Source organism: Streptomyces sp. NPDC001407, assembly GCF_042895325.1.
GTDB lineage: Bacteria > Actinomycetota > Actinomycetes > Streptomycetales > Streptomycetaceae > Streptomyces.
In genome coordinates this window covers 224,625-244,277 of record NZ_JBIAWF010000006.1, presented here as the reverse complement: position 1 = coordinate 244,277, position 19,653 = coordinate 224,625, and the positions used below count along the sequence as shown (strand labels likewise).

The 19,653-nt window shown below is 71.4% G+C and carries 20 protein-coding genes; 7 read left to right on the top strand and 13 right to left on the bottom strand.

Annotated features, from left to right (window positions below):
• Positions 1 to 56: 56 nt before the first annotated feature.
• From hisF to hisD, 8 genes are read right to left on the bottom strand one after another with little or no spacing between them, the layout of a single operon-like run.
• A complete protein-coding gene (gene hisF, locus ACFY1P_RS12095; protein ID WP_361529590.1) occupies positions 57 to 812 on the bottom strand; it encodes an imidazole glycerol phosphate synthase subunit HisF in 756 nt (251 codons plus the stop codon).
• Positions 809 to 1,210 (bottom strand): Rid family hydrolase, encoded by a 402-nt coding sequence (locus ACFY1P_RS12090; RefSeq protein ID WP_361529593.1) that lies wholly within the window; start codon positions 1,208 to 1,210, stop codon positions 809 to 811. The genes hisF and ACFY1P_RS12090 overlap by 4 nt, the downstream gene beginning before the upstream one ends.
• On the bottom strand, positions 1,207 to 1,932 hold the full coding sequence (gene priA / locus ACFY1P_RS12085) for a bifunctional 1-(5-phosphoribosyl)-5-((5-phosphoribosylamino)methylideneamino)imidazole-4-carboxamide isomerase/phosphoribosylanthranilate isomerase PriA (RefSeq protein ID WP_361529635.1): 726 nt from the start codon (positions 1,930 to 1,932) through the stop codon (positions 1,207 to 1,209). Before priA ends, ACFY1P_RS12090 begins: the two co-directional genes overlap by 4 nt.
• An 8-nt stretch (positions 1,933 to 1,940) precedes the next feature.
• On the bottom strand, positions 1,941 to 2,582 hold the full coding sequence (gene hisH, locus ACFY1P_RS12080; RefSeq protein WP_361529596.1) for an imidazole glycerol phosphate synthase subunit HisH: 642 nt from the start codon (positions 2,580 to 2,582) through the stop codon (positions 1,941 to 1,943).
• Positions 2,579 to 2,743: a hypothetical protein gene (locus tag ACFY1P_RS12075; protein ID WP_361529599.1), complete on the bottom strand. Its 165-nt coding sequence runs from the start codon at positions 2,741 to 2,743 to the stop codon at positions 2,579 to 2,581. The genes hisH and ACFY1P_RS12075 overlap by 4 nt, the downstream gene beginning before the upstream one ends.
• On the bottom strand, positions 2,740 to 3,333 hold the full coding sequence (hisB, locus tag ACFY1P_RS12070) for an imidazoleglycerol-phosphate dehydratase HisB (RefSeq protein ID WP_361529602.1): 594 nt from the start codon (positions 3,331 to 3,333) through the stop codon (positions 2,740 to 2,742). Before hisB ends, ACFY1P_RS12075 begins: the two co-directional genes overlap by 4 nt.
• Positions 3,334 to 3,383: 50 nt before the next feature.
• The gene (locus ACFY1P_RS12065; RefSeq protein WP_390750555.1) at positions 3,384 to 4,487 is read right to left on the bottom strand and encodes a histidinol-phosphate transaminase; all 1,104 of its coding nucleotides are present in this window, start codon (positions 4,485 to 4,487) and stop codon (positions 3,384 to 3,386) included.
• Positions 4,488 to 5,798 carry a histidinol dehydrogenase gene (gene hisD / locus ACFY1P_RS12060; RefSeq protein ID WP_361529608.1) on the bottom strand — a complete coding sequence of 437 codons (1,311 nt, stop codon included), beginning with the start codon at positions 5,796 to 5,798 and terminating at the stop codon, positions 4,488 to 4,490.
• A 163-nt stretch (positions 5,799 to 5,961) separates the two neighbouring features.
• Here hisD and ACFY1P_RS12055 point away from each other — a divergent pair, with 163 nt between their 5' ends.
• The 3 genes from ACFY1P_RS12055 (at position 5,962) to ybaK (ending at position 8,893) form a co-directional block, all read left to right on the top strand.
• Positions 5,962 to 7,563 (top strand): oxidoreductase, encoded by a 1,602-nt coding sequence (locus ACFY1P_RS12055; RefSeq protein WP_390750554.1) that lies wholly within the window; start codon positions 5,962 to 5,964, stop codon positions 7,561 to 7,563.
• A gap of 72 nt (positions 7,564 to 7,635) precedes the next feature.
• Entirely contained in the window at positions 7,636 to 8,373 is a 738-nt protein-coding gene (locus ACFY1P_RS12050) for an LON peptidase substrate-binding domain-containing protein (protein WP_390750553.1), read from the top strand.
• Positions 8,374 to 8,392: 19 nt separating this feature from the next.
• A complete protein-coding gene (ybaK, locus tag ACFY1P_RS12045) occupies positions 8,393 to 8,893 on the top strand; it encodes a Cys-tRNA(Pro) deacylase (protein WP_361529617.1) in 501 nt (166 codons plus the stop codon).
• Positions 8,894 to 8,948: 55 nt separating this feature from the next.
• On the opposite strand, the gene ACFY1P_RS12040 is transcribed toward ybaK, so the two are convergent.
• The 4 genes from ACFY1P_RS12040 to ACFY1P_RS12025 all read right to left on the bottom strand — a co-directional run bounded on the left by ACFY1P_RS12040 (position 8,949) and on the right by ACFY1P_RS12025 (position 12,107).
• Positions 8,949 to 9,788: a thioredoxin domain-containing protein gene (locus ACFY1P_RS12040; RefSeq protein WP_361529620.1), complete on the bottom strand. Its 840-nt coding sequence runs from the start codon at positions 9,786 to 9,788 to the stop codon at positions 8,949 to 8,951.
• A gap of 36 nt (positions 9,789 to 9,824) precedes the next feature.
• On the bottom strand, positions 9,825 to 10,505 hold the full coding sequence (locus tag ACFY1P_RS12035) for a hypothetical protein (protein ID WP_361529623.1): 681 nt from the start codon (positions 10,503 to 10,505) through the stop codon (positions 9,825 to 9,827).
• A 106-nt stretch (positions 10,506 to 10,611) separates the two neighbouring features.
• Positions 10,612 to 11,436 (bottom strand): thioredoxin domain-containing protein, encoded by an 825-nt coding sequence (locus tag ACFY1P_RS12030; RefSeq protein WP_390750552.1) that lies wholly within the window; start codon positions 11,434 to 11,436, stop codon positions 10,612 to 10,614.
• A gap of 41 nt (positions 11,437 to 11,477) precedes the next feature.
• Positions 11,478 to 12,107: a hypothetical protein gene (locus ACFY1P_RS12025; RefSeq protein WP_361529629.1), complete on the bottom strand. Its 630-nt coding sequence runs from the start codon at positions 12,105 to 12,107 to the stop codon at positions 11,478 to 11,480.
• 143 nt (positions 12,108 to 12,250) lie between these two features.
• Between ACFY1P_RS12025 and dnaE the strand changes: the two genes are divergently transcribed.
• Complete coding sequence (gene dnaE / locus ACFY1P_RS12020; protein ID WP_361529632.1) at positions 12,251 to 15,793, top strand: DNA polymerase III subunit alpha; 3,543 nt, start codon at positions 12,251 to 12,253, stop codon at positions 15,791 to 15,793.
• Positions 15,794 to 15,892: 99 nt separating this feature from the next.
• Here dnaE and ACFY1P_RS12015 read toward each other — a convergent pair whose 3' ends face one another.
• Positions 15,893 to 16,063, bottom strand: coding sequence for a hypothetical protein (locus tag ACFY1P_RS12015; RefSeq protein ID WP_361530647.1), 171 nt, complete (start codon positions 16,061 to 16,063; stop codon positions 15,893 to 15,895).
• Positions 16,064 to 16,316: 253 nt separating this feature from the next.
• On the opposite strand from ACFY1P_RS12015, the gene ACFY1P_RS12010 reads away from it, so the two are divergent.
• The 3 genes from ACFY1P_RS12010 (at position 16,317) to ACFY1P_RS12000 (ending at position 19,628) form a co-directional block, all read left to right on the top strand.
• On the top strand, positions 16,317 to 17,630 hold the full coding sequence (locus ACFY1P_RS12010) for an NYN domain-containing protein (protein WP_390750551.1): 1,314 nt from the start codon (positions 16,317 to 16,319) through the stop codon (positions 17,628 to 17,630).
• Between the two features lie 83 nt (positions 17,631 to 17,713).
• The gene (locus ACFY1P_RS12005) at positions 17,714 to 18,724 is read left to right on the top strand and encodes an ABC transporter ATP-binding protein (RefSeq protein ID WP_361530652.1); all 1,011 of its coding nucleotides are present in this window, start codon (positions 17,714 to 17,716) and stop codon (positions 18,722 to 18,724) included.
• Positions 18,725 to 18,791: 67 nt separating this feature from the next.
• Positions 18,792 to 19,628, top strand: coding sequence for an ABC transporter permease (locus ACFY1P_RS12000; RefSeq protein WP_361530655.1), 837 nt, complete (start codon positions 18,792 to 18,794; stop codon positions 19,626 to 19,628).
• Positions 19,629 to 19,653 lie beyond the last annotated feature (25 nt).

The window sequence follows — 19,653 nt, the reverse complement described above, 5'->3', positions numbered from 1 at the left end:
GTGGGCGCGGCGGGGTCGGGGGCGCGGCACCCGAGAGCCGCGCCCGCGGGTGTCCCTCAGCGGACCGGGTGGCCCGCCTGCCGCAGGGAGTCCTTGACCTCCGCGATCTTCAGATCGCCGAAGTGGAAGACGGAAGCGGCCAGCACCGCGTCCGCCCCGGCCGCCACGGCTGGGGCGAAATGCTCCAGCCGCCCGGCACCACCGCTGGCGATCACCGGCACGGACACGTGCTTGCGCACGGCCGCGATCATCTCCGTGTCGTAGCCGTCCTTCGTGCCGTCGGCGTCCATGGAGTTCAGCAGGATCTCGCCGGCGCCCAGCTCCGCCGCGCGGTGCGCCCACTCGACGGCGTCGATGCCGGTGCCGCGGCGGCCACCGTGCGTGGTGACCTCGAAGGAGCCCGAAGCGGTGCGCCGGGCGTCCACGGAGAGCACCAGCACCTGGCGGCCGAAGCGCTCGGCGATCTCCTGGATGAGCTCGGGCCGGGCGATGGCCGCGGTGTTGACGCCGACCTTGTCGGCACCGGCGCGCAGCAGCTTGTCGACGTCGCCGGCGGTGCGGACGCCGCCGCCCACGGTCAGCGGGATGAAGACCTGCTCGGCGGTGCGGCGCACCACGTCGTAGGTCGTCTCACGGTCGCCGGAGGAGGCGGTGATGTCGAGGAAGGTGAGTTCGTCCGCGCCTTCCTGGCCGTAGATCTTGGCCATTTCGACGGGGTCGCCGGCGTCGCGCAGGTTCTGGAAGTTGACTCCCTTGACGACCCGGCCGTTGTCGACGTCCAGGCAGGGGATGACTCGGACCGCGAGGGTCATGTGCTCGTTGCTCCTCGATACGCTTCCAGTTCCACTTCGACCAGCACGCGCGAGTCGACGAAGCCGGAGACGACCACGAGGGTCGCCACGGGCCGCACCGCGTCGAAGAACTCCTTGTGGGCACGGCCGACCGCGTCCACGTCCCGCGCGTGGGTCAGATACATCCGGGTGCGGAGCACGGACCCGGGGCCGAGTCCGAACTGCTCCAGGGCGGCGAGGGCGTTGGCGAAGGCCGCCTTGGCCTGTTCGTAGGGGTCGCCCTCGCCGTGCAGGACGGAGCCGTTGAACGGCAGCGTTCCGGCCACCAGCACCCGGTCCCCCGCCGCGACAGCGCGCGCACCGCCGAAGGTCTCTTCCCAGGGACTGTCGCTTCGCACGCGCTGCACGGCTTCGCTCATACGGACACTGCCTCCAGGGCCTCTTCCAAGGTGAACGCCTTGGCGTAGAGGGCCTTCCCCACGATGGCGCCTTCGACGCCCTCCGGTACCAGGTTGGCGATCGCCCGCAGATCGTCAAGGGACGAAACGCCGCCGGAGGCGACTACCGGCCGGTCGGTCGCGGCGCAGACGTTCTTCAGCAGCTCCAGGTTGGGGCCCTGGAGCGTGCCGTCCTTGGCGATGTCGGTGACGACGTAGCGGGCGCAGCCCTCGGCGTCGAGGCGGGCGAGGGTCTCGTAGAGGTCGCCGCCGTCGCGGGTCCAGCCACGGCCGCGCAGGGTGGTGCCCTGGACGTCGAGGCCGACGGCGATCCGGTCGCCGTGCTCGGCGATGACCTTGGCGACCCACTCGGGGGTCTCCAGGGCGGCGGTGCCGAGGTTGACGCGGGTGCAGCCGGTGGCGAGGGCCGCGGCGAGCGAGGCGTCGTCGCGGATGCCGCCGGACAGCTCGACCTTGATGTCCATGGAGCGGACGACCTCGGCGATCTGCGGCCGGTTGTCGCCGGTGCCGAAGGCGGCGTCGAGGTCGACGAGGTGCAGCCACTCGGCGCCGGCGCGCTGCCAGGCGAGGGCGGCGGAGAGCGGGTCGCCGTAGGAGGTCTCGGAGCCGGAGGCGCCGTGGACGAGCCGGACGGCCTGGCCGTAGCGGACGTCGACGGCGGGGAGGAGTTCGAGCTTCGGCATCACGGGGCTCACAGGGTCTCGATCCAGTTGGTCAGCAGCTGGGCGCCGGCGTCGCCGGACTTCTCGGGGTGGAACTGGGTGGCGCACAGCGGCCCGTTCTCCACGGCGGCGACGAAGGGCTCGCCGTGGGTGGCCCAGGTGACCTGGGGCGGCCGGATGTGGTCCGCGGTGATCTCGAAGCCCCACTCGCGCACGGCGTAGGAGTGCACGAAGTAGTAGCGGGTCTCCGCGTCGAGGCCCGCGAAGAGCCGGGAGCCCTCGGCGGGGGTGACGGTGTTCCAGCCCATGTGCGGGACGACGGGCGCCTTGAGCGGCTCGACGGTGCCGGGCCACTCGTCGAGGCCCTCGGTCTCGACGCCGTGCTCGATGCCGCGCTCGAAGAGGATCTGCATGCCGACGCAGATGCCCATGACGGGGCGGCCGCCGGCGAGCCTGCGGCCGACGACCCAGTCGCCGCGGGCGGCGCGCAGGCCCTTCATGCAGGCCTCGAAGGCGCCGACGCCGGGGACGAGCAGCCCGTCGGCGTTCATGGCCGCCTCGTAGTCGCCGGTGATCTCGACGTCCGCGCCGACGTGGGCGAGGGCGCGCTCGGCGGAACGGACGTTGCCGAAGCCGTAGTCGAAGACGACGACCTTCTTGCGGTCGCTCATGCCCAGACCTCCAGGCGCATCACTCCGGCCACGAGGCACATCGCGCAGCCGATGCCGAGCAGCACGATCACGCCCTTGGGCAGGCCCTGCTTGTAGAAGGAGATCATGCCGCCGAGGAGGAAGAGCCCGACGACGATCAGGATGGTGGACAGGCCGGTCACAGGGCGCCCTTCGTGGAGGGAAGGATTCCGGCGGCGCGCGGGTCGCGCTCGCTGGCGTAGCGCAGTGCGCGGGCGAGGGCCTTGAACTGGCACTCGACGATGTGGTGGGCGTTGCGCCCGTACGGGACGTGCACGTGCAGGGCGATCTGGGCCTGCGCGACGAAGGACTCCAGGATGTGCCGGGTCATCGTCGTGTCGTAGGAGCCGATCATGGGCGCCATGTTCTCGGGCTCGGTGTGCACGAGGTAGGGGCGGCCGGAGAGGTCCACGGTGACCTGGGCGAGGGACTCGTCCAGGGGGACCGTGCAGTTGCCGAAGCGGTAGATGCCGACCTTGTCGCCGAGGGCCTGCTTGAAGGCGGCACCGAGCGCGAGGGCGGTGTCCTCGATGGTGTGGTGGCTGTCGATGTGCAGGTCGCCGTCGGTCTTGACGGTGAGGTCGAAGAGCCCGTGCCGGCCGAGCTGGTCGAGCATGTGGTCGTAGAAGCCGACCCCGGTCGAGACGTCGACCTGTCCGCTGCCGTCGAGGTCTATCTCGACGAGGACGGAGGTCTCCTTGGTGGTGCGCTCTACGCGGCCCACGCGGTTCATGGGTTGATCTCCTTGCAGATGTGCCGTTCGCGACGCGCGGTCCGGGCCGTTCATCGGCCCTCCTTGCGAATGGTGCGCACGGCGTCGAGGAAGGCGTCGTTCTCGGCGGGGGTGCCCGCGGTGACCCGCAGCCATCCTGGTACGCCGTTGTCCCGGACCAGGACGCCCTGGTCGAGGATCGCCTGCCACGCCTCGTGGCTGTCCGGGAAGCGGCCGAACTGGACGAAGTTCGCGTCGGACTCCGTCACCTCGAAGTCCATGGCCCGCAGCTCGGCGACGACGCGGTCGCGTTCCGCCTTGAGCTGTTCGACATAGGTGAGGAGCGTGTCCGTGTGCTCCAGCGCCGCGAGGGCGGTGGCCTGGGTGACGGAGGACAGGTGGTACGGCAGCCGTACGAGCTGCACGGCGTCGACCACCGCGGGGTGCGCGGCCAGATAGCCCAGCCGCAGCCCGGCGGCCCCGAACGCCTTGGACATCGTGCGGGAGACGACGAGGTTCGGCCGGCCCTCGATGAGCGGCAGCAGCGAGGGGCGGTGGCTGAACTCGCCGTACGCCTCGTCGACGACGACCAGGGACGGCTTGGCCGCCTGTGCCGCGTCGTACAGCCGCAGGACGGTGTCCGCCTCGACGGCCGTGCCGGTGGGGTTGTTGGGCGAGCAGACGAAGACCACGTCGGGCCGCCGCTCGGCGATGGCGGCCACGGCCGCGTCGACGTCGATGGTGAAGTCGTCGCGGCGGGGCCCGGCGATCCAGCCGGTGCCGGTGCCGCGCGAGATCAGGGCGTGCATCGAGTACGACGGCTCGAAGCCGATCGCGGTGCGGCCGGGCCCGCCGAAGGTCTGGAGCAACTGCTGGATGATCTCGTTGGAGCCGTTGGCCGCCCAGACCTGGCCCATGGTGACCTCGTGGCCGGCGGTGCGGCTGAGGTACTTCGCGAGCTCGGTGCGCAGCTCGACCGCGTCCCGGTCGGGGTAGCGGTTGAGGTGCCGGGCGGCCTCCGCGACGCGCTCGGCGATGCGGGCGACGAGGGGCTCGGGCAGCGGATAGGGGTTCTCGTTGGTGTTCAGGCGTACGGGCACGTCGAGCTGGGGCGCTCCGTACGGGGTCTTGCCGCGCAGCTCGTCCCGGATGGGGAGATCGTCGATGCCGGTCACTTAGCTCGGCACCTTCCATCCGAACCTCGCCTTGAGCGCGGCTCCGTGGGCGGGCAGGTCCTCGGCCTCGGCGAGGGTCACCACGTGGTGGGTGACCTCGGCGAGGGCGTCGCGGGTGTAGTCCACGACGTGGATGCCGCGCAGGAAGGACTGGACCGACAGGCCGGAGGAGTGACAGGCGCAGCCGCCGGTGGGCAGCACGTGGTTGGATCCGGCGCAGTAGTCGCCGAGGGAGACCGGGGCGTACGGCCCGACGAAGATCGCTCCGGCGTTGCGGACGCGGGCGGCGACCTCGGCGGCGTCCGCGGTCTGGATCTCCAGGTGCTCGGCGCCGTAGGCGTCCACGACGGCGAGGCCGTGGTCGATGTCGTCGACGAGCACGATGCCGGACTGGCGGCCCGCGAGGGCGGGGACGATCCGGTCCTCGATGTGCTTGGTGGCCGCGACCTGCGTCTCGAGCTCCCGCTCGACGTCCTTCGCCAGCTCCTCGGAGTCGGTGACGAGCACGGCGGCGGCCAGCGGGTCGTGCTCGGCCTGGCTGATGAGGTCGGCGGCGACGTGCACGGGGTCGGCGGTCGCGTCCGCGAGGATGGCGATCTCGGTGGGGCCGGCCTCGGCGTCGATGCCGATGCGGCCCTTGAGCAGCCGCTTGGCGGCGGCGACCCAGATGTTGCCGGGGCCGGTGACCATGTTGACCGGGCGGCAGTCCTCGGTGCCGTAGGCGAACATGGCGACGGCCTGGGCGCCGCCCGCGGCGTAGACCTCGTCGATGCCGAGCAGCGCGCAGGCGGCCAGGATCGTGGGGTGCGGCAGGCCGCCGAAGTCGGCCTGGGGCGGGGAGGCGACGGCCATCGAGCCGACGCCCGCCTCCTGGGCGGGCACCACGTTCATGATCACGGACGAGGGGTAGACCGAGCGGCCGCCCGGGACGTAGAGCCCGACGCGGTCGACGGGGACCCAGCGCTCGGTGACGGTGCCGCCGGGCACCACGGTGACGGTCTTGTCGGTGCGCCGCTGCTCGCGGTGGACGATGCGGGCGCGGCGGATGGACTCCTCCAGGGCGGCCCGCACGTCGGGGTCGAGCTCCTGGAGGGCGGCGGTGATCTCCTCGGGCGCGACCCGCACCCGGTCGATGGTGACGCCGTCGAACCGCTCCGCGTAATCGATCAAGGCCGCGGTGCCGCGATGATGCACGTCCTCGCAGATGGGCCGCACCTTCTCCAGGGCGGCCTCGACGTCGAGTTCGGCTCGGGGCAGCAGATCGCGGTCGACGCCGGAGGCGGTGCCGCGCAGATCGATTCGGGAGATCACAGGGTCAATTGTCTCAGACACGTCCCGGCACACGGCTCCCTGTACCAATCAGTGATACGCGCCGCCGGCCCGCGCGGAGCTCTCACCATGAGTGTTCAAGCGGTCACACAGCGGGAATGGGGACGGTACCGAGTGGTATGCGTGGCGGAAGGGGGCACGGTCCGTGACCGAACCGCACGACGGCGAACCACCCACCGGGCTGGATCTCTCGACCGCCGAATGGGGGATGTGGCAGGCGTTCCGGATGGGCAGCACCCACGATCTGCGCGCCCCGGAGCCCGAGCGCAACGACCCCGGCGGCCCGCACCCCTGGGGCCCCGAGCGCAGTGTGCGCGCCCGGATCGTCGCACTGCTCCTCCTCGACGGGCCGCCCGCCCAGCCGGGCCGGGTGTCGGCCCTCAAGCTCAACGGCGTACGGATCACGGGCACGCTCGACCTGTCGGGCGGGACCGTCGTGCCGTACGTCGAGATGCTCAACTGCCGCTTCGACCAGCAGGTGCTGCTGCCGGAGTGCCACTTCACCACGCTGCGGCTGGTCGGCTGCACCATGCCCCGGCTGGAGGCCGCCCGGCTGCGGACGGAGGGCGATCTGCACCTGCCGCGCTGTGTCGTGCAGAACGGCATCCGCCTGACCGACGCCCACATAGGCACGGACCTGCTGCTCAATCAGCTGATGGTGCGCCGGGACCGGCGAGGGGTGTCGATCGCCGCCGACGGCATGTCGGTCGGGCAGGACTTACAGGCGGAGCTGATGCGGTCCTACGGCGAGCTGAGCATGCGCGGCGCGACCATAGGGGTCTCGCTCAGCCTGCGCGGCAGCACCCTGAGCAATCCGTACGGGCGACGGGCGCTGAACGCCCCGCAGATGACGGTCGAGCGCACCCTCTATCTGACGACCGCCGGATACAGCAGCGCCGCCTTCGCGAGCGGTTTCACTCCCCCGTACGGCACCGTCACCACACCCGGGCGGGGCACCAGGACGCAGCACTTCGAATGCCAGGGCGGAGTGCGCCTCGACGACGGCCGGTTCGGTGACGCGGTGGACTTCAGCCAGGCGCGGTTCGTGCTGGAGGCGGACCAGGAGCTGTCGCTGCGCCGGATCCAGACGCCCGAGCTGCGCTTCCTCGGCGAGTGGGAGCAGCGCGGCCGGGTCGTGCTGTCGGGCGCCCGGATCGTCAATCTCGTCGACCGGGCGGAGAGCTGGCCGGGGCCCGGCGGGCTGGTGATGGCCGGTTTCTTCTACGAGAACCTGATACCGCTGGGCCACTTCCCCTTGAGCAGACGGCTGGAGTGGGTGGCCGCCGCGACCCCGGAGTACGCGCCGGAGCCCTACGAACGGCTGGCGGGCGCCCTGCGGGACAGCGGCGAGGACGCCGAGGCGCGGGCGGTGCTCCTGGCCAAGCAGCGCAGACGGCGCGAGACGCTGCCGCCGGCGGGCAAGGCGTGGGGGTATCTCCAGGACTGGACGGTGGCCTACGGCTACCGCCCGGGGCGGGCCGCGGTGTGGATGGTGGTGCTGTGGGCGGCGGCCACGGTCTATTTCACCTGCCACCCGCTGGAGCCGATGAAGGAGCACGAGGGGCCCGCGTGGAACCCCGAGCTGTACGCCCTGGATCTGCTGCTGCCGGTCATCGACCTGGGCCAGGGGCAGTCCTGGCGGCCGACGGGCGCGGCGCAGTGGGTGGTGGTGGCCCTGATCCTGCTGGGCTGGGTCCTGGCGACGACGGTCGCGGCGGGGGCGTCCCGCCTGCTGCGCCGCCAGTGAGCGGCCGGCGGCGACGGACCACAGCGGGAAACCCCCGACCGGCCGACCGTCCAGGCCATTAGGCTACGGGCTGTGACCACCGCTCGCCTCCCCCTGTTTCCCCTGAACACCGTGCTGTTCCCCGGCCTCGTCCTCCCCTTGAACGTCTTCGAGCAGCGTTACCGCGCTCTGATGCGCGATCTGTCGGAGCTGCCGGAGGACGAGCCGCGCCGTTTCGGGGTCGTCGCCATCCGCGACGGCCATGAGGTCGCGCCCACCGCGCCGGGCCTGCCGGAGGGGTCCCGGCCGGAGCCCGGGCCCGCGTCCGGCTTCGGCACCGATCCGCTGAAGTCGTTCTATTCGGTCGGCTGCGTGGCGGAGGCGGCCACGATCCGCGAGCGCCCGGACGGCACGTTCGAGGTGCTCTCCTCCGGGACCAGTCGCTTCCGGCTGCTGTCCGTCGACGCGTCGGGCCCGTATCTGACGGGCGAGGTGGAGTATCTGGAGGAGCGGCAGGGGGACGAGGCGGGCGCGCTGGCCACCGGGGTCGTGCGGGCGTTCCGCGCCTATCAGAAGCGGCTGGCGGGCGCGGCCGAGAGTTCGCTCGCCGGGCAGTCGGATCTGCCCGGGGAGCCGTCCGTGCTGTCGTATCTGGTCGCGGCCGCGGCGATGCTCGACACCCCCGCGAAGCAGCGGCTGCTCCAGGCGCCCGACACCGCGAGCAGGCTCGCGGAGGAGCTGAAGGTGCTGCGCGCCGAGACCGCGGTGATCGCCAAGCTGCCGTCGCTGCCCGCGGTGGACCTCACCCAGCAGCCGACCAGCCCCAACTGAGCGCGGCCGGGAGGGCGCGGTGAAGAAGCAGAAGAAGCAGCAGTCCGGTGGGACCCCGGCGGTCGTCGCCCTGGAGCGGGCGGGCGTGCCGTTCACGGTGCACGCGTACGCGCACGATCCCGCCGTCGCCTCCTACGGCGAGGAGGCGGCCGAGGCGCTGGGCGTGGATCCCGGGCAGGTCTTCAAGACGCTGGTGGCGGAGGTGGACGGGGCGCTGACCGTGGCGGTGGTGCCGGTGTCCGGCTCCCTCGACCTCAAGGCGCTGGCGACGGCGGTGGGCGGCAAGCGCGCCGCGATGGCCGACCCGGCGGCGGCGGAGCGCGCGACGGGATACGTACGGGGCGGGATCTCGCCGCTGGGGCAGCGCAGGAAGCTGCCGACGGTGCTGGACGCTTCGGCCGGGGCGTACGCCACGATCTGTGTCTCCGCGGGGCGCCGCGGCCTGGAGGCCGAACTCTCCCCGGCGGATCTCGCGGCCCTCACGGACGCGGTCCTCGCGCCGGTGGCCCGGGGCCGGTAGCGGCAGTCCCGGCGGGAGGACGGGGCTCGGGTCCCGTCCTCCCGCCGGCGGTCCGCTACTTCTTCTTCGGGCCGAACTCCTTGTCGATCACCGAGACGAAGTCCTCCTTGGCGATCGGCGGGTTGGTCGAGCCCGGCGTGGTCAGCTTCTTGTCGCCGTGCAGGAGCGTGGGGGTGCCGTTGACGCCGTTCTTGCCGAAGAGCTTGCCCATCTCCAGACCCCACTTGGCGAAGGTGTGGTCGTTGACGTTCTTCTCGAAGTCCTTGTTGCCCTTGAGGGCCGGGACCTGCTGGGCGACGTCGAGGAGCTTCTTGTTGTCCGCGTAGGCGTCGTCCGTCTCCTCGGGGTGGTTCTGCTTGGAGTAGAGCGCTTCCTTGTACTCGACGAACGCCTCGGGGCTGACGTTCAGCGCGGCGCCGAGGGCGCTGACGGCGTTCTTGGAGCCGGTGCCGTGCGCCGGGGTGTCGTCGATGAAGTTGACCATGACGAAGCGGACCTTGTAGCGGCCGTCCTTGACGTCCTGGCGCAGCTGCTCACCGGAGTTCTGCTCGAACATGGCGCACACGGGGCAGCGCACGTCCTCGAAGAGGGTGAGGGTCTCCTTGGCGTTCTTGTCGCCGATGACGATCTCGTTGCCGTTCTCGCCGGTGGTGTTGGCGGGCTTGACGAGGTCCTTCTTCGCCATGGCCGCCCACTCGCCCTTGCCGGAGCCGCCCTTGTCGTCCATGTTGGACACGGCGTAGCCGATGCCGCCCGCTATCGCGAGGACGACGACGATCGACCCGGCGACGAAGAGCTGGCGGCGGGTCTTGTCCTTCTTGGCCTGGCGCTCGCGCTCGACGCGCAGCCGCTCGCGGGCTGCCTGCTTGTTCTGGGGGTTGTTGCGGTTGCTCATGATGTCTTCTCCGATGGGGTACGGGGTGTGGGACCGCTAGACGGCTGCTGCTGTGCAGCGGGGCGGTCCGCGCCGTACGACGGAGTGGACGAGGAGCGGGAGGGTGCGCGGGGGCAGGACGCGGCGGGCGGGGCGGTCCGGGGCCCGGTGGGGCCGGGCGCCGGCGGTGAGCGCGGCGACGGCCAGCAGCAGCGGGCGGAAGGCGAACGCGGCCACCGCGCGCAGCATCCGGGCGAGGGCCACCTCGCCGCGCCGCAGCCAGGCGGCGGCCAGCAGGCCCACCGTGATGTGGCAGGCGAGCAGCAGCCAGGGCAGGGCGGCTGCGTCCGCGCCGGTGGCGGGGCCGCCCTGGCCGGCCATGTGGGCGAGCGGGGTGCCGAAGTCGCCGCCGCGGCAGACCAGGTCGACGCCGAGGGAGTGCAGCGGGCCCGCTATCGGGCCGCCCGCCCGTCCGTAACACGCCTGCTGGCCGGTGGTGAAGACGGTGTCGGCCGTCAGCTCCAGCGGGATGAGCAGGGAGGCGATCCGGCCGTAGCCGCGCTCACGGTCGGCCAGTGCGTAGGCGATCGCGAAGAACGCGGCGGACAGCACGGCGACGGTGGTCATGGGCAGCGGTGCCCGGGAGAGCAGGACGTGGGAGGCGGCGGAGAGCGTGACGCAGAGTGCCGTGAAGAGCGTCGCACGCAACGCCCTCAGTCGAACTCCCGTCCCCTCCATGAAGCGGAAGTTTGCCACGCTCTCGGGTAAGTGTCGTGTCAAGATTCGGCATCAGTGGGCGGGGACGGGACACCTGGGGCGTAAGGGGCCGAAGGGTCCGGAGGGGTCAGGACTTCAGCTTCTCGTCGAGCGCCTTGGTGAACTGGTCCGGGGTGATCGGGACGTTCTTGCCGTCCGGCGAGGTGAGCTTCTTGCCGTCGAGCTTGACGGTCGGGGTGCCGGTGACGTCCTTGTGGGTGTCGAAGGCGTCGGAGACCTCCAGGGCCCACTTGTCGAAGGTGCCGTCCTCGACGTTCTTGCGGAAGCCGGCGTTGTCCTTGAGCGCCGGGACCTCGTCCGCGATCTTCAGCAGGACGCTGTCCTTGGCGTAGTCGTCCTTCGTCTCCTGCGGGTGGTTGTCCTTGGCGTAGAGGGCCTTGTTGTACGCGCTGAACGCCTCGGGGCTGACGTTCAGCGCGGCGCCGAGCGCGCTGAGGGCGTTCTTGGAGCCGACCCCGCCGAAGTTGCGGTCGAGGAAGGTCGCGACGTGGTACGAGGCCTTGTACTTGCCGTCCTTGACGTCCTTCTCGATCGTCCCGCCGACGTTCTGCTCGAAGACCGAGCAGATCGGGCAGCGCATGTCCTGGAAGACGTCCAGGGTGTGCTTGGCGTTCTTGTCGCCGATGACGATCTCGGTGCCCTTGTCGCCGGCGGTGTTGGCCGGCTTGACGAGGTCCTTCTTGGCGGCAGCCGCCCAGGTGGAGTCCGAGCCGCTCTTGCCCATCTGGGAGACGGCGACGCCGATGCCCGCGGCGACGGCCAGGATCGCGACGACCGAGCCGCCGACGACGAGCTGGCGGCGCGTCCTGTCCTTCTTGGCCTGGCGCTCGCGCTCGACGCGCAGCCGCTCGCGGGCCGCCTGCTTGTTCTGCTGGCTGTTGCGCTTGCTCATGGGTGTGACTTCTCCGTGTCGGTGCTGTGGTCCGTTTCTGCTCAGGCGGGGGCGGCGCCGAGCGGTGGACCACGGCGGACGACGGAGTGCGTCAGCCGGGGCGCGGTGACGGGCACGCGCGCGTGGCGCACGGGCCGTACGCGCGCGCCGCCCGGCCGTACGGTCACGGGGGCGGCGATCCGCGGGAGGGGCCGGAAGGCGGCCGCCGCGGCGGCTGCCAGCAGCCGGACGCACGCGGTCTCGCCGCGGCGCAGCCAGGCGGCGGCCAGCAGCGCGACCGTGACGTGTCCGGCCAGCAGCAGCCAGGAGGCGGTGTCCGGGCCGGTGACCGGCGCGAAGGGGCCGTCGAGCGCTCCCCCGCCGCAGAGCGCGGTGAGCGCTCCGGGGACGGGGTGGCCGTCCGTGCCGAAGCAGGTGCGCTGTCCCGTGGTGAAGGCGGCGTCGGCGGCCAGCTCCAGGGGGACGAGCAGGGCGGCGATGTGGCCGAAGCGGCGCTCGCGGCCCGCCAGGGCGTAGGCGAGCGCGAAGACGGCGGCCGAGGTCGCGGCGACGGCCGGCAGCGGCAGGGCGACGCCGGAGAGCAGGACGTGGGAAGCAGCGGACAGCAGCACGCACAGCGCCGTGAAGACCGCCGCCCGCGCCGCCCTCGGGGCCGCCGCCGAAATGTCCATGACTGCCGAGTCTGTCATGGGCCCCGGTAAACGTCGACCAAAGCCCCGGGACGTCCCGGCGGGCCCTCGATTGTCAGTGGGGGCCGGTAACCTTCAATGCTGTCTCCCCGCTGTCGCCGACCGTTCGCCGGAGGTCTTCCACCGTGACCAAGCCGCCCTTCACGCACCTGCACGTACACACGCAGTACTCCCTGCTGGACGGTGCCGCGCGGCTCAAGGACATGTTCAACGCGTGCAATGAGATGGGCATGACCCATATCGCGATGTCCGACCACGGCAACCTCCACGGCGCGTACGACTTCTTCCACCAGGCCAAGAAGGCGGAGATCACGCCGATCATCGGCATCGAGGCGTATGTGGCGCCCGAGTCCCGGCGCAACAAGCGGCGCATCCAGTGGGGCCAGCCGCACCAGAAGCGCGACGACGTGTCCGGTTCGGGTGGTTATACGCATAAGACGATCTGGGCGGCGAACAAGACCGGTCTGCACAATCTCTTCCGGCTGTCCTCCGACGCCTATGCCGAGGGCTGGCTGACCAAGTGGCCCCGGATGGACAAGGAGACGATCTCCCAGTGGTCGGAGGGCCTGATCGCCTCCACCGGCTGCCCGTCCGGCGAGGTGCAGACCCGGCTGCGGCTCGGCCAGTTCGACGAGGCCGTGCAGGCCGCGAGCGACTACAAGGACATCTTCGGCGAGGGCCGGTATTTCCTGGAGCTGATGGACCACGGCATCGAGATCGAGCGCCGGGTCCGCGACGGCCTGCTGGAGATCGGCAAGAAGCTCGGCATCCCGCCGCTGGTCACCAATGACTCGCACTACACCTACGCGCACGAGGCGTCCGCCCACGACGCCCTGCTGTGCATCCAGACCGGCAAGAACCTCTCCGACCCGGACCGCTTCCGCTTCGACGGCACCGGTTACTACCTGAAGTCGACGGAGGAGATGTACGCCATCGACTCCTCCGACGCCTGGCAGGAGGGCTGCGCCAACACCCTCCTCGTCGCGCAGCAGGTCGACACCACGGGCTGGTTCGAGAAGCGCGACCTGATGCCGAAGTTCGACGTGCCGGAGGGGCACACGGAGACCAGCTGGTTCCGCGAGGAGACCATGCGCGGCATGGCCCGCCGCTACCCCGGCGGCATCCCGGAGGACCGCCTCAAGCAGGTCGAGTACGAGATGGACATCATCATCTCGATGGGCTTCCCGGCCTACTTCCTCGTGGTCGCCGACTTCATCATGTGGGCCAAGAACAACGGCATCGCGGTCGGCCCCGGCCGAGGCTCCGCGGCCGGCTCGATCGTCGCCTACGCCATGGGCATCACCGACCTCGACCCCATCGAGCACGGCCTGATCTTCGAGCGGTTCCTCAACCCCGAGCGCATCTCCATGCCCGATGTCGACATCGACTTCGACGAGCGCAGGCGCGCCGAGGTGATCCGCTATGTGACCGAGAAGTACGGCGCCGACAAGGTCGCCATGATCGGCACCTACGGCACCATCAAGGCCAAGAACGCGATCAAGGACTCGGCCCGCGTGCTGGGTTATCCGTACGCGATGGGCGACCGCCTCACCAAGGCGATGCCCGCCGACGTCCTCGGCAAGGGCATCCCGCTCTCCGGCATCCTCGACCCCTCCCACCCGCGCTACGGCGAGGCCGGCGAGATCCGCGGGATGTACGAGAACGAGCCGGACGTCAAGAAGGTCATCGACACCGCCCGTGGCGTCGAGGGCCTCGTCCGGCAGATGGGTGTGCACGCGGCCGGCGTGATCATGTCCAGCGAGACGATCACCGACCACGTCCCGGTCTGGGTCCGGGCCTCCGACGGTGTGACCATCACGCAGTGGGACTACCCGAGCTGTGAGTCGCTCGGCCTGCTGAAGATGGACTTCCTGGGCCTGCGCAACCTCACCATCATGGACGACGCCGTCAAGATGGTGAAGGCCAACAAGGGCGTCGAGCTGGACCTGCTGAAGATCCCGCTGGACGACCCGACGACGTACGAACTGCTCTGCCGCGGTGACACGCTCGGTGTCTTCCAGTTCGACGGCGGGCCGATGCGCTCGCTGCTGCGCCTGATGAAGCCCGACAACTTCGAGGACATTTCCGCCGTCTCGGCCCTCTACCGGCCGGGCCCGATGGGCATGAACTCGCACACCAACTACGCGCTGCGCAAGAACGGCCAGCAGGAGATCACGCCGATCCACCCGGAGCTGGAGGAGCCCCTCAAGGAGGTCCTCGGCGTCACCTACGGCCTGATCGTCTACCAGGAGCAGGTGCAGAAGGCCGCGCAGATCATCGCCGGGTACTCCCTGGGCGAGGCCGACATCCTCCGCCGCGTCATGGGCAAGAAGAAGCCCGACGAGCTGGCGAAGAACTTCGTCTTCTTCAAGGAGGGCGCGCAGAAGAAGGGCTTCTCCGACGAGGCCATCCAGGCCCTGTGGGACGTCCTGGTGCCCTTCGCCGGCTACGCCTTCAACAAGGCCCACTCCTCGGCGTACGGCCTGGTCACCTACTGGACGGCCTATCTCAAGGCCAACTACCCCGCCGAGTACATGTCGGCGCTGCTCACCTCGGTGCGCGACGACAAGGACAAGTCGGCGATCTATCTCAACGAGTGCCGCCGCATGGGCATCAAGGTGCTCCCGCCGAACGTCAACGAGTCCGAGGCCAACTTCGCGGCCCAGGGCGACGACGTGATCCTCTTCGGCCTCACCGCCGTCCGCAACGTCGGGCAGAACGTGGTGGACTCGATCATCCGCTGCCGCAAGTCCAAGGGGAAGTACAGCTCCTTCCCCGACTTCCTCGACAAGGTCGAGGCCGTCGTGTGCAACAAGCGCACCGTCGAATCGCTGATCAAGGCCGGCGCCTTCGACGAGATGGGCCACACCCGCAAGGGCCTCACCGCGCACTACGAGCCGATGATCGACAATGTGGTGCAGGTCAAGCGCAAGGAGGCCGAGGGGCAGTTCGACCTCTTCGGCGGCATGGGCGACGAGAGCGCCGACGACGGCCCCGGTTTCGGCCTGGACGTGGAGTTCTCCGACGTCGAGTGGGAGAAGGCGTATCTGCTGGCGCAGGAGCGCGAGATGCTCGGCCTCTATGTCTCCGACCACCCGCTCTTCGGCATCGAGCACGTCCTCAACGACAAGGCCGACGCCGCGATCTCGCAGCTCACCGGCGGTGAGCACGCGGACGGCGCGATCGTCACCATCGGCGGCATCATCTCGGGCCTCCAGCGCAAGATGACCAAGCAGGGCAACGCCTGGGCCATCGCCACCGTCGAGGATCTGGCCGGTTCCATCGACTGCATGTTCTTCCCGGCCACCTATCAGCTGGTCTCCACCCAGCTCGTCGAGGACGCCGTCGTCTTCGTCAAGGGCCGGCTGGACAAGCGCGAGGACATCCCGCGCCTGGTCGCCATGGAGCTGATGGTCCCCGACCTGTCCAACGCGGGCACCAACGCCCCCGTGGTGATCACCATTCCGACGGTGAAGGTCACCCCGCCCATGGTGGAGAAGCTGGGTCAGGTGCTCACCCATCACCGCGGCTCCACCGAGGTGCGCATCAAGCTCCAGGGCCCGCGCAAGACGACCGTGCTGCGGCTGGACCGCCACCGGGTCAACCCCGACCCGGCGCTCTTCGGCGATCTCAAGGTGCTGCTCGGCCCGTCCTGCCTGGCCGGCTGAGTCCACGTACGCGCACGAGGGGCGCGCCCGGATCACCGGGCGCGCCCCTCGCTGCTTCAAGGCGCCGGTGGGCGCCGTCCGTTACCGGTCGGGCGCCGCTCAGTTGTGGCCGAAGCGCTTCTGCTTGCCTTTGCGTGCCATGTCGCCCGGGGTGACCTGCGTGGCCCGCTGCTCGCTCTGGGACTCGAGCGAGGAGCTCTTGGCCTGCTGCTGCCCGCGCTCGGCCGCGCTCGACGCCTGCGGCTGCTTCCGGTTCTTGTTCTTGGCCATGCTGAAGTGCCTCCACTTCCGTGCGACCCCCTGCCGTCACCCTCGCACGCGCTGGCGAACCATGCATTTCGGGTAATTACCGTGCGTGATAGGTGCACTTATCGCGGTCAGCCCGTATCCGCCACGCCGAAGATCCAGTTCGGACTGATAACCCCCGCACGGTCGGGCAGACTCCAGGAAAGCCAAGGAAAATCAGGGCACGGCAGTGCCGGGGGGCGACCGCACGTCTGGACGGACAGAAAGAGGGTGGAACGTGGACCGCTGCGTCGTCCTGGTGGACGCCGGTTATCTGCTGGGCGCCGCCGCGAGCCTGCTGGCGGGGGAGCCCGCCCGGTCCCGCATCACCGTGGACCACGCGACGCTCATCCAGGGGCTCCGAGAACGCGCCGAGGCCGAGACGGAACAGCCCCTGCTGCGGATCTACTGGTTCGACGGCGCCCCCGACCGGGTCCCGCAGCCCGAGCACCGCAGGCTGCGCGTGATGCCCCGGGTCACCGTCCGGCTGGGCGCCCTGACCCGCAGCGACGGCCGCTGGGCGCAGAAGGGCGTCGACGCCGCGATGCACGCCGAGCTCACCGAGCTCGCCCGCAACCGCGCCTGCTCGGACATCGTCCTCGTCACCGGCGACGGCGACCTGCTGCCCGGCCTGATGTCGGCCAAGGAGCACGGCGTCGCCGTCCACCTGTGGGCCGTCCAGGCCGCCGACGGCGACTACAACCAGTCGGAGGACCTCGTCGCCGAGGCCGACGAGCGGCGCGTCCTGGACCGTACGTGGATCACCCGGGCCGTCCGCGCCAAGGAGCTCACCGGCGCCTGCGCCCCCTCCCCCGCGCCCCGCCCGGAGATCGCCGCGATCCTCTCCGCGCCCCTGCCCGAGACCGCCGCTGCCGCCGCTGCGGCCGCCGCGACCCACCCCGCGGACCCCCGCCCCGCCGAGCGCAACGGCTCCCGGCCGGCGGCGGCCGCCTCGCCCTGCACCACCGAGCGCGGCCAGGAGAACGGCGAGGCGCCCGCGGCGCGGGGCGTGCCCACCCCCAAGGACCTCGCGGGCCTCGCCCGTGGTCTCGCCGGGCAGTCCCAGGGCGCCCCTTCCGGCCAGCCCGCGGGCCCGGGCCAGCCGGCGTCCGTGGCTGCCCCCAACGCCACCCTGCGCTGGTCCTCCGACAAGGGCTGGGTCGACCGCGGCACGGGCGCCGGGCTCGGCGAGCCGCCCGAAACCGCCTCCCTGCCGATGCTCGCCCAGCTCACCAGCGCCGAGCAGCGGTGGGCCGACCGCGAGGAGGACATCACCACCGTCGGCGGCGACCCCTTCGAGGTGGGCCAGGTCTTCGCCCGCCGCTGGGCCGAGCGCCTCACCGACGCCGTGCACCTCCAGCACCTGTCCACCGAATACCCGCGGATCCCGCACCGCATCGACGGGGAGCTGCTGCGCTACGCGGCGCGGTTCGGGCTGCTGGCGCACAAGGACGACCAGATCGACGAGCACGACCGCTATGCGATCAGGGCGGGGTTCTGGCGCGAGATCGACGCCAGGACGGCCGCGGAGCACGCGCCCGCCGGGGACTGACCGCATACCGGACAGCCGCCGGGCGCCGTGCCGCGCGGCCCCGAGCGCGAGGGGGCGTGGCCGAGCGCGTACCCTCATAGCTCGTGAGGACGGGTGCACCACAGGCGGCGACGGGCAGCGCGGTATGCACCGTGCGCGGCCTGGTCAAGACCTATCCTGCCGCGCGCGGCCGCCGCGGAGCGCCCGGAACGGCGGCCGTACGGGCCAGCGACGGCATCGATCTCGACGTCCGGCGCGGCGAGATCTTCGGGCTGCTGGGCCCCAACGGCGCGGGCAAGTCCACGCTCGTGCGCCAGCTCACCGGCCTGCTGCGGCCCGACGCGGGCAGCGTCGACCTCCTCGGCCACGACCTGGTGCGCCACCCCGAGCGCGCCTCCCGGCTGGTGGGCTATCTCGGCCAGGAGTCGACGGCCCTGGACGAGCTGACCGTCGCCCTCGCCGCCGAGACCACCGGCCGGCTGCGCGGTCTCGGCCTGCGCGCGGCCCGCGCCGAGCGCGACGCCGTCGTCGAGGAGCTCGGCCTGGGCCCGATCGCCGGGCGGCCGCTGAAGAAGCTCTCCGGCGGGCAGCGCCGGCTGGCCTGCTTCGCCGCGGTGCTGGTCGGCGAGCGTCCCGTCCTCGTCCTGGACGAGCCCACCACCGGCATGGACCCCGTGGCGCGCCGCGCCGTATGGGCCGCCGTCGACCGCCGCCGCGCCGAGCGCGGCACGACCGTCGTGCTCGTCACCCACAACGTCATCGAGGCCGAGACCGTCCTGGACCGGGTCGCGGTGCTGGAGCAGGGCCGGATCATCGCGTGCGACTCTCCCGCCGGGCTCAAGGAGCTGGTCGGCGACGAGGTGCGCGTCGAGCTGGTGTGGCGCTCCGAGCCGCCGCTGCACGTCCCCGAGGTCGCCGCGCTGCGCGACACGGCCCGGGCCACGGGCCGCCGCTGGTCGCTGCGGCTCGCCCCCGCCGAGGCGCGGGCGGCCGTCGCCGCCGTGACCGGCGGTCCCGCCTTCGCCGCGCTGGACGACTTCACCCTCGCCACCCCGAGCCTGGAGGATGTCTATCTGGCTCTCGGCGGCCGTACGGAAGGGCTGGTCAAGGGATGAGCGCCCGCACACCGTCGGCGAGGCGGGCGGCCGGGCACCGGTCCGTACCGAAGAGGAGCATCGCGGCGTGACTGCTGTATCCGCAGAAGCGGCACCCGGACAGGTCCGGCCGGAGGAGCGGGCCCGCCCGCGCCCGGACGGCGCGGCGGCGGCCCCGCTCGCGCCGAGGGCGCGGCTGCTGCCGTCCCTGGCCGCGGTCTACCGCGCGCAGCTGTCACGGGCCCGGGTGGCGCGGATACCGCTGTTGTTCGTGGCGACGTTCCAGTCCGTCGGGATCATGATCCTGATGCGCGGTGTGGTCGACGGCGGTGACGAGGCGCGGGCCGTCGTGGCCGGCTCCAGCGTGCTGGTCGTCGCGTTCGTCGCGCTCAACCTCCTCGCCCAGTATTTCGGTCAGCTGCGCGCGAGCGGTGGCCTCGACCACTACGCGACGCTGCCGGTGCCGCCCGCGGCCGTGGTGCTGGGGGCGGCGGGCGCGTACGCGTCGTTCACCGTGCCCGGGACCGCCGTGACGGCGGTGGTGGGAAGCGTGCTGTTCAAGCTGCCGCTGGGGCACCTGTGGATCCTCGCGGCGGTCGTCCCGCTGGCGGGGGCGGCGCTCGCCGGGCTCGGCGCGGCGCTGGGCCTGCTCGCGCCCCGGCAGGAACTGGCGACGCTGTGCGGCCAGTTGGGCATGTCCGCGGCGCTGCTGCTGGGTGTGCTGCCGGCCGCCCGGATGCCCGCGCCGATCGCCTACGCGCGCGATCTGCTGCCCTCCACCTACGGCGTGGAGGCGCTGGCCCACAGCTTCGACGCGCGGCCCGACTGGCTGCTGATCGCAGCGGATCTGGGGGTGTGCGCGGCCGTCGGCGTGGTCTCGCTGGCCGCCGCGACCTGGGCGTACCGCCGGGCGGCCGTGCGATGACGCGCCGCAGTGACGGTCCTGCCGC

Bases quoted from the DNA above. Each gene is read 5' to 3' on its own strand.
- ACFY1P_RS12030 (WP_390750552.1), bottom strand. From the start codon at position 11,436: ATGAGCAAGCGCAACAGCCAGCAGAACAAGCAGGCGGCCCGCGAGCGG.
- priA (WP_361529635.1), bottom strand. From the start codon at position 1,932: ATGCCGAAGCTCGAACTCCTCCCCGCCGTCGACGTCCGCTACGGCCAG.
- ACFY1P_RS12025 (WP_361529629.1), bottom strand. From the start codon at position 12,107: ATGGACATTTCGGCGGCGGCCCCGAGGGCGGCGCGGGCGGCGGTCTTC.
- hisF (WP_361529590.1), bottom strand. From the start codon at position 812: ATGACCCTCGCGGTCCGAGTCATCCCCTGCCTGGACGTCGACAACGGC.
- ACFY1P_RS12035 (WP_361529623.1), bottom strand. From the start codon at position 10,505: ATGGAGGGGACGGGAGTTCGACTGAGGGCGTTGCGTGCGACGCTCTTC.
- ACFY1P_RS12040 (WP_361529620.1), bottom strand. From the start codon at position 9,788: ATGAGCAACCGCAACAACCCCCAGAACAAGCAGGCAGCCCGCGAGCGG.
- ACFY1P_RS12015 (WP_361530647.1), bottom strand. From the start codon at position 16,063: ATGGCCAAGAACAAGAACCGGAAGCAGCCGCAGGCGTCGAGCGCGGCC.
- hisH (WP_361529596.1), bottom strand. From the start codon at position 2,582: ATGAGCGACCGCAAGAAGGTCGTCGTCTTCGACTACGGCTTCGGCAAC.
- hisB (WP_361529602.1), bottom strand. From the start codon at position 3,333: ATGAACCGCGTGGGCCGCGTAGAGCGCACCACCAAGGAGACCTCCGTC.
- ACFY1P_RS12090 (WP_361529593.1), bottom strand. From the start codon at position 1,210: ATGAGCGAAGCCGTGCAGCGCGTGCGAAGCGACAGTCCCTGGGAAGAG.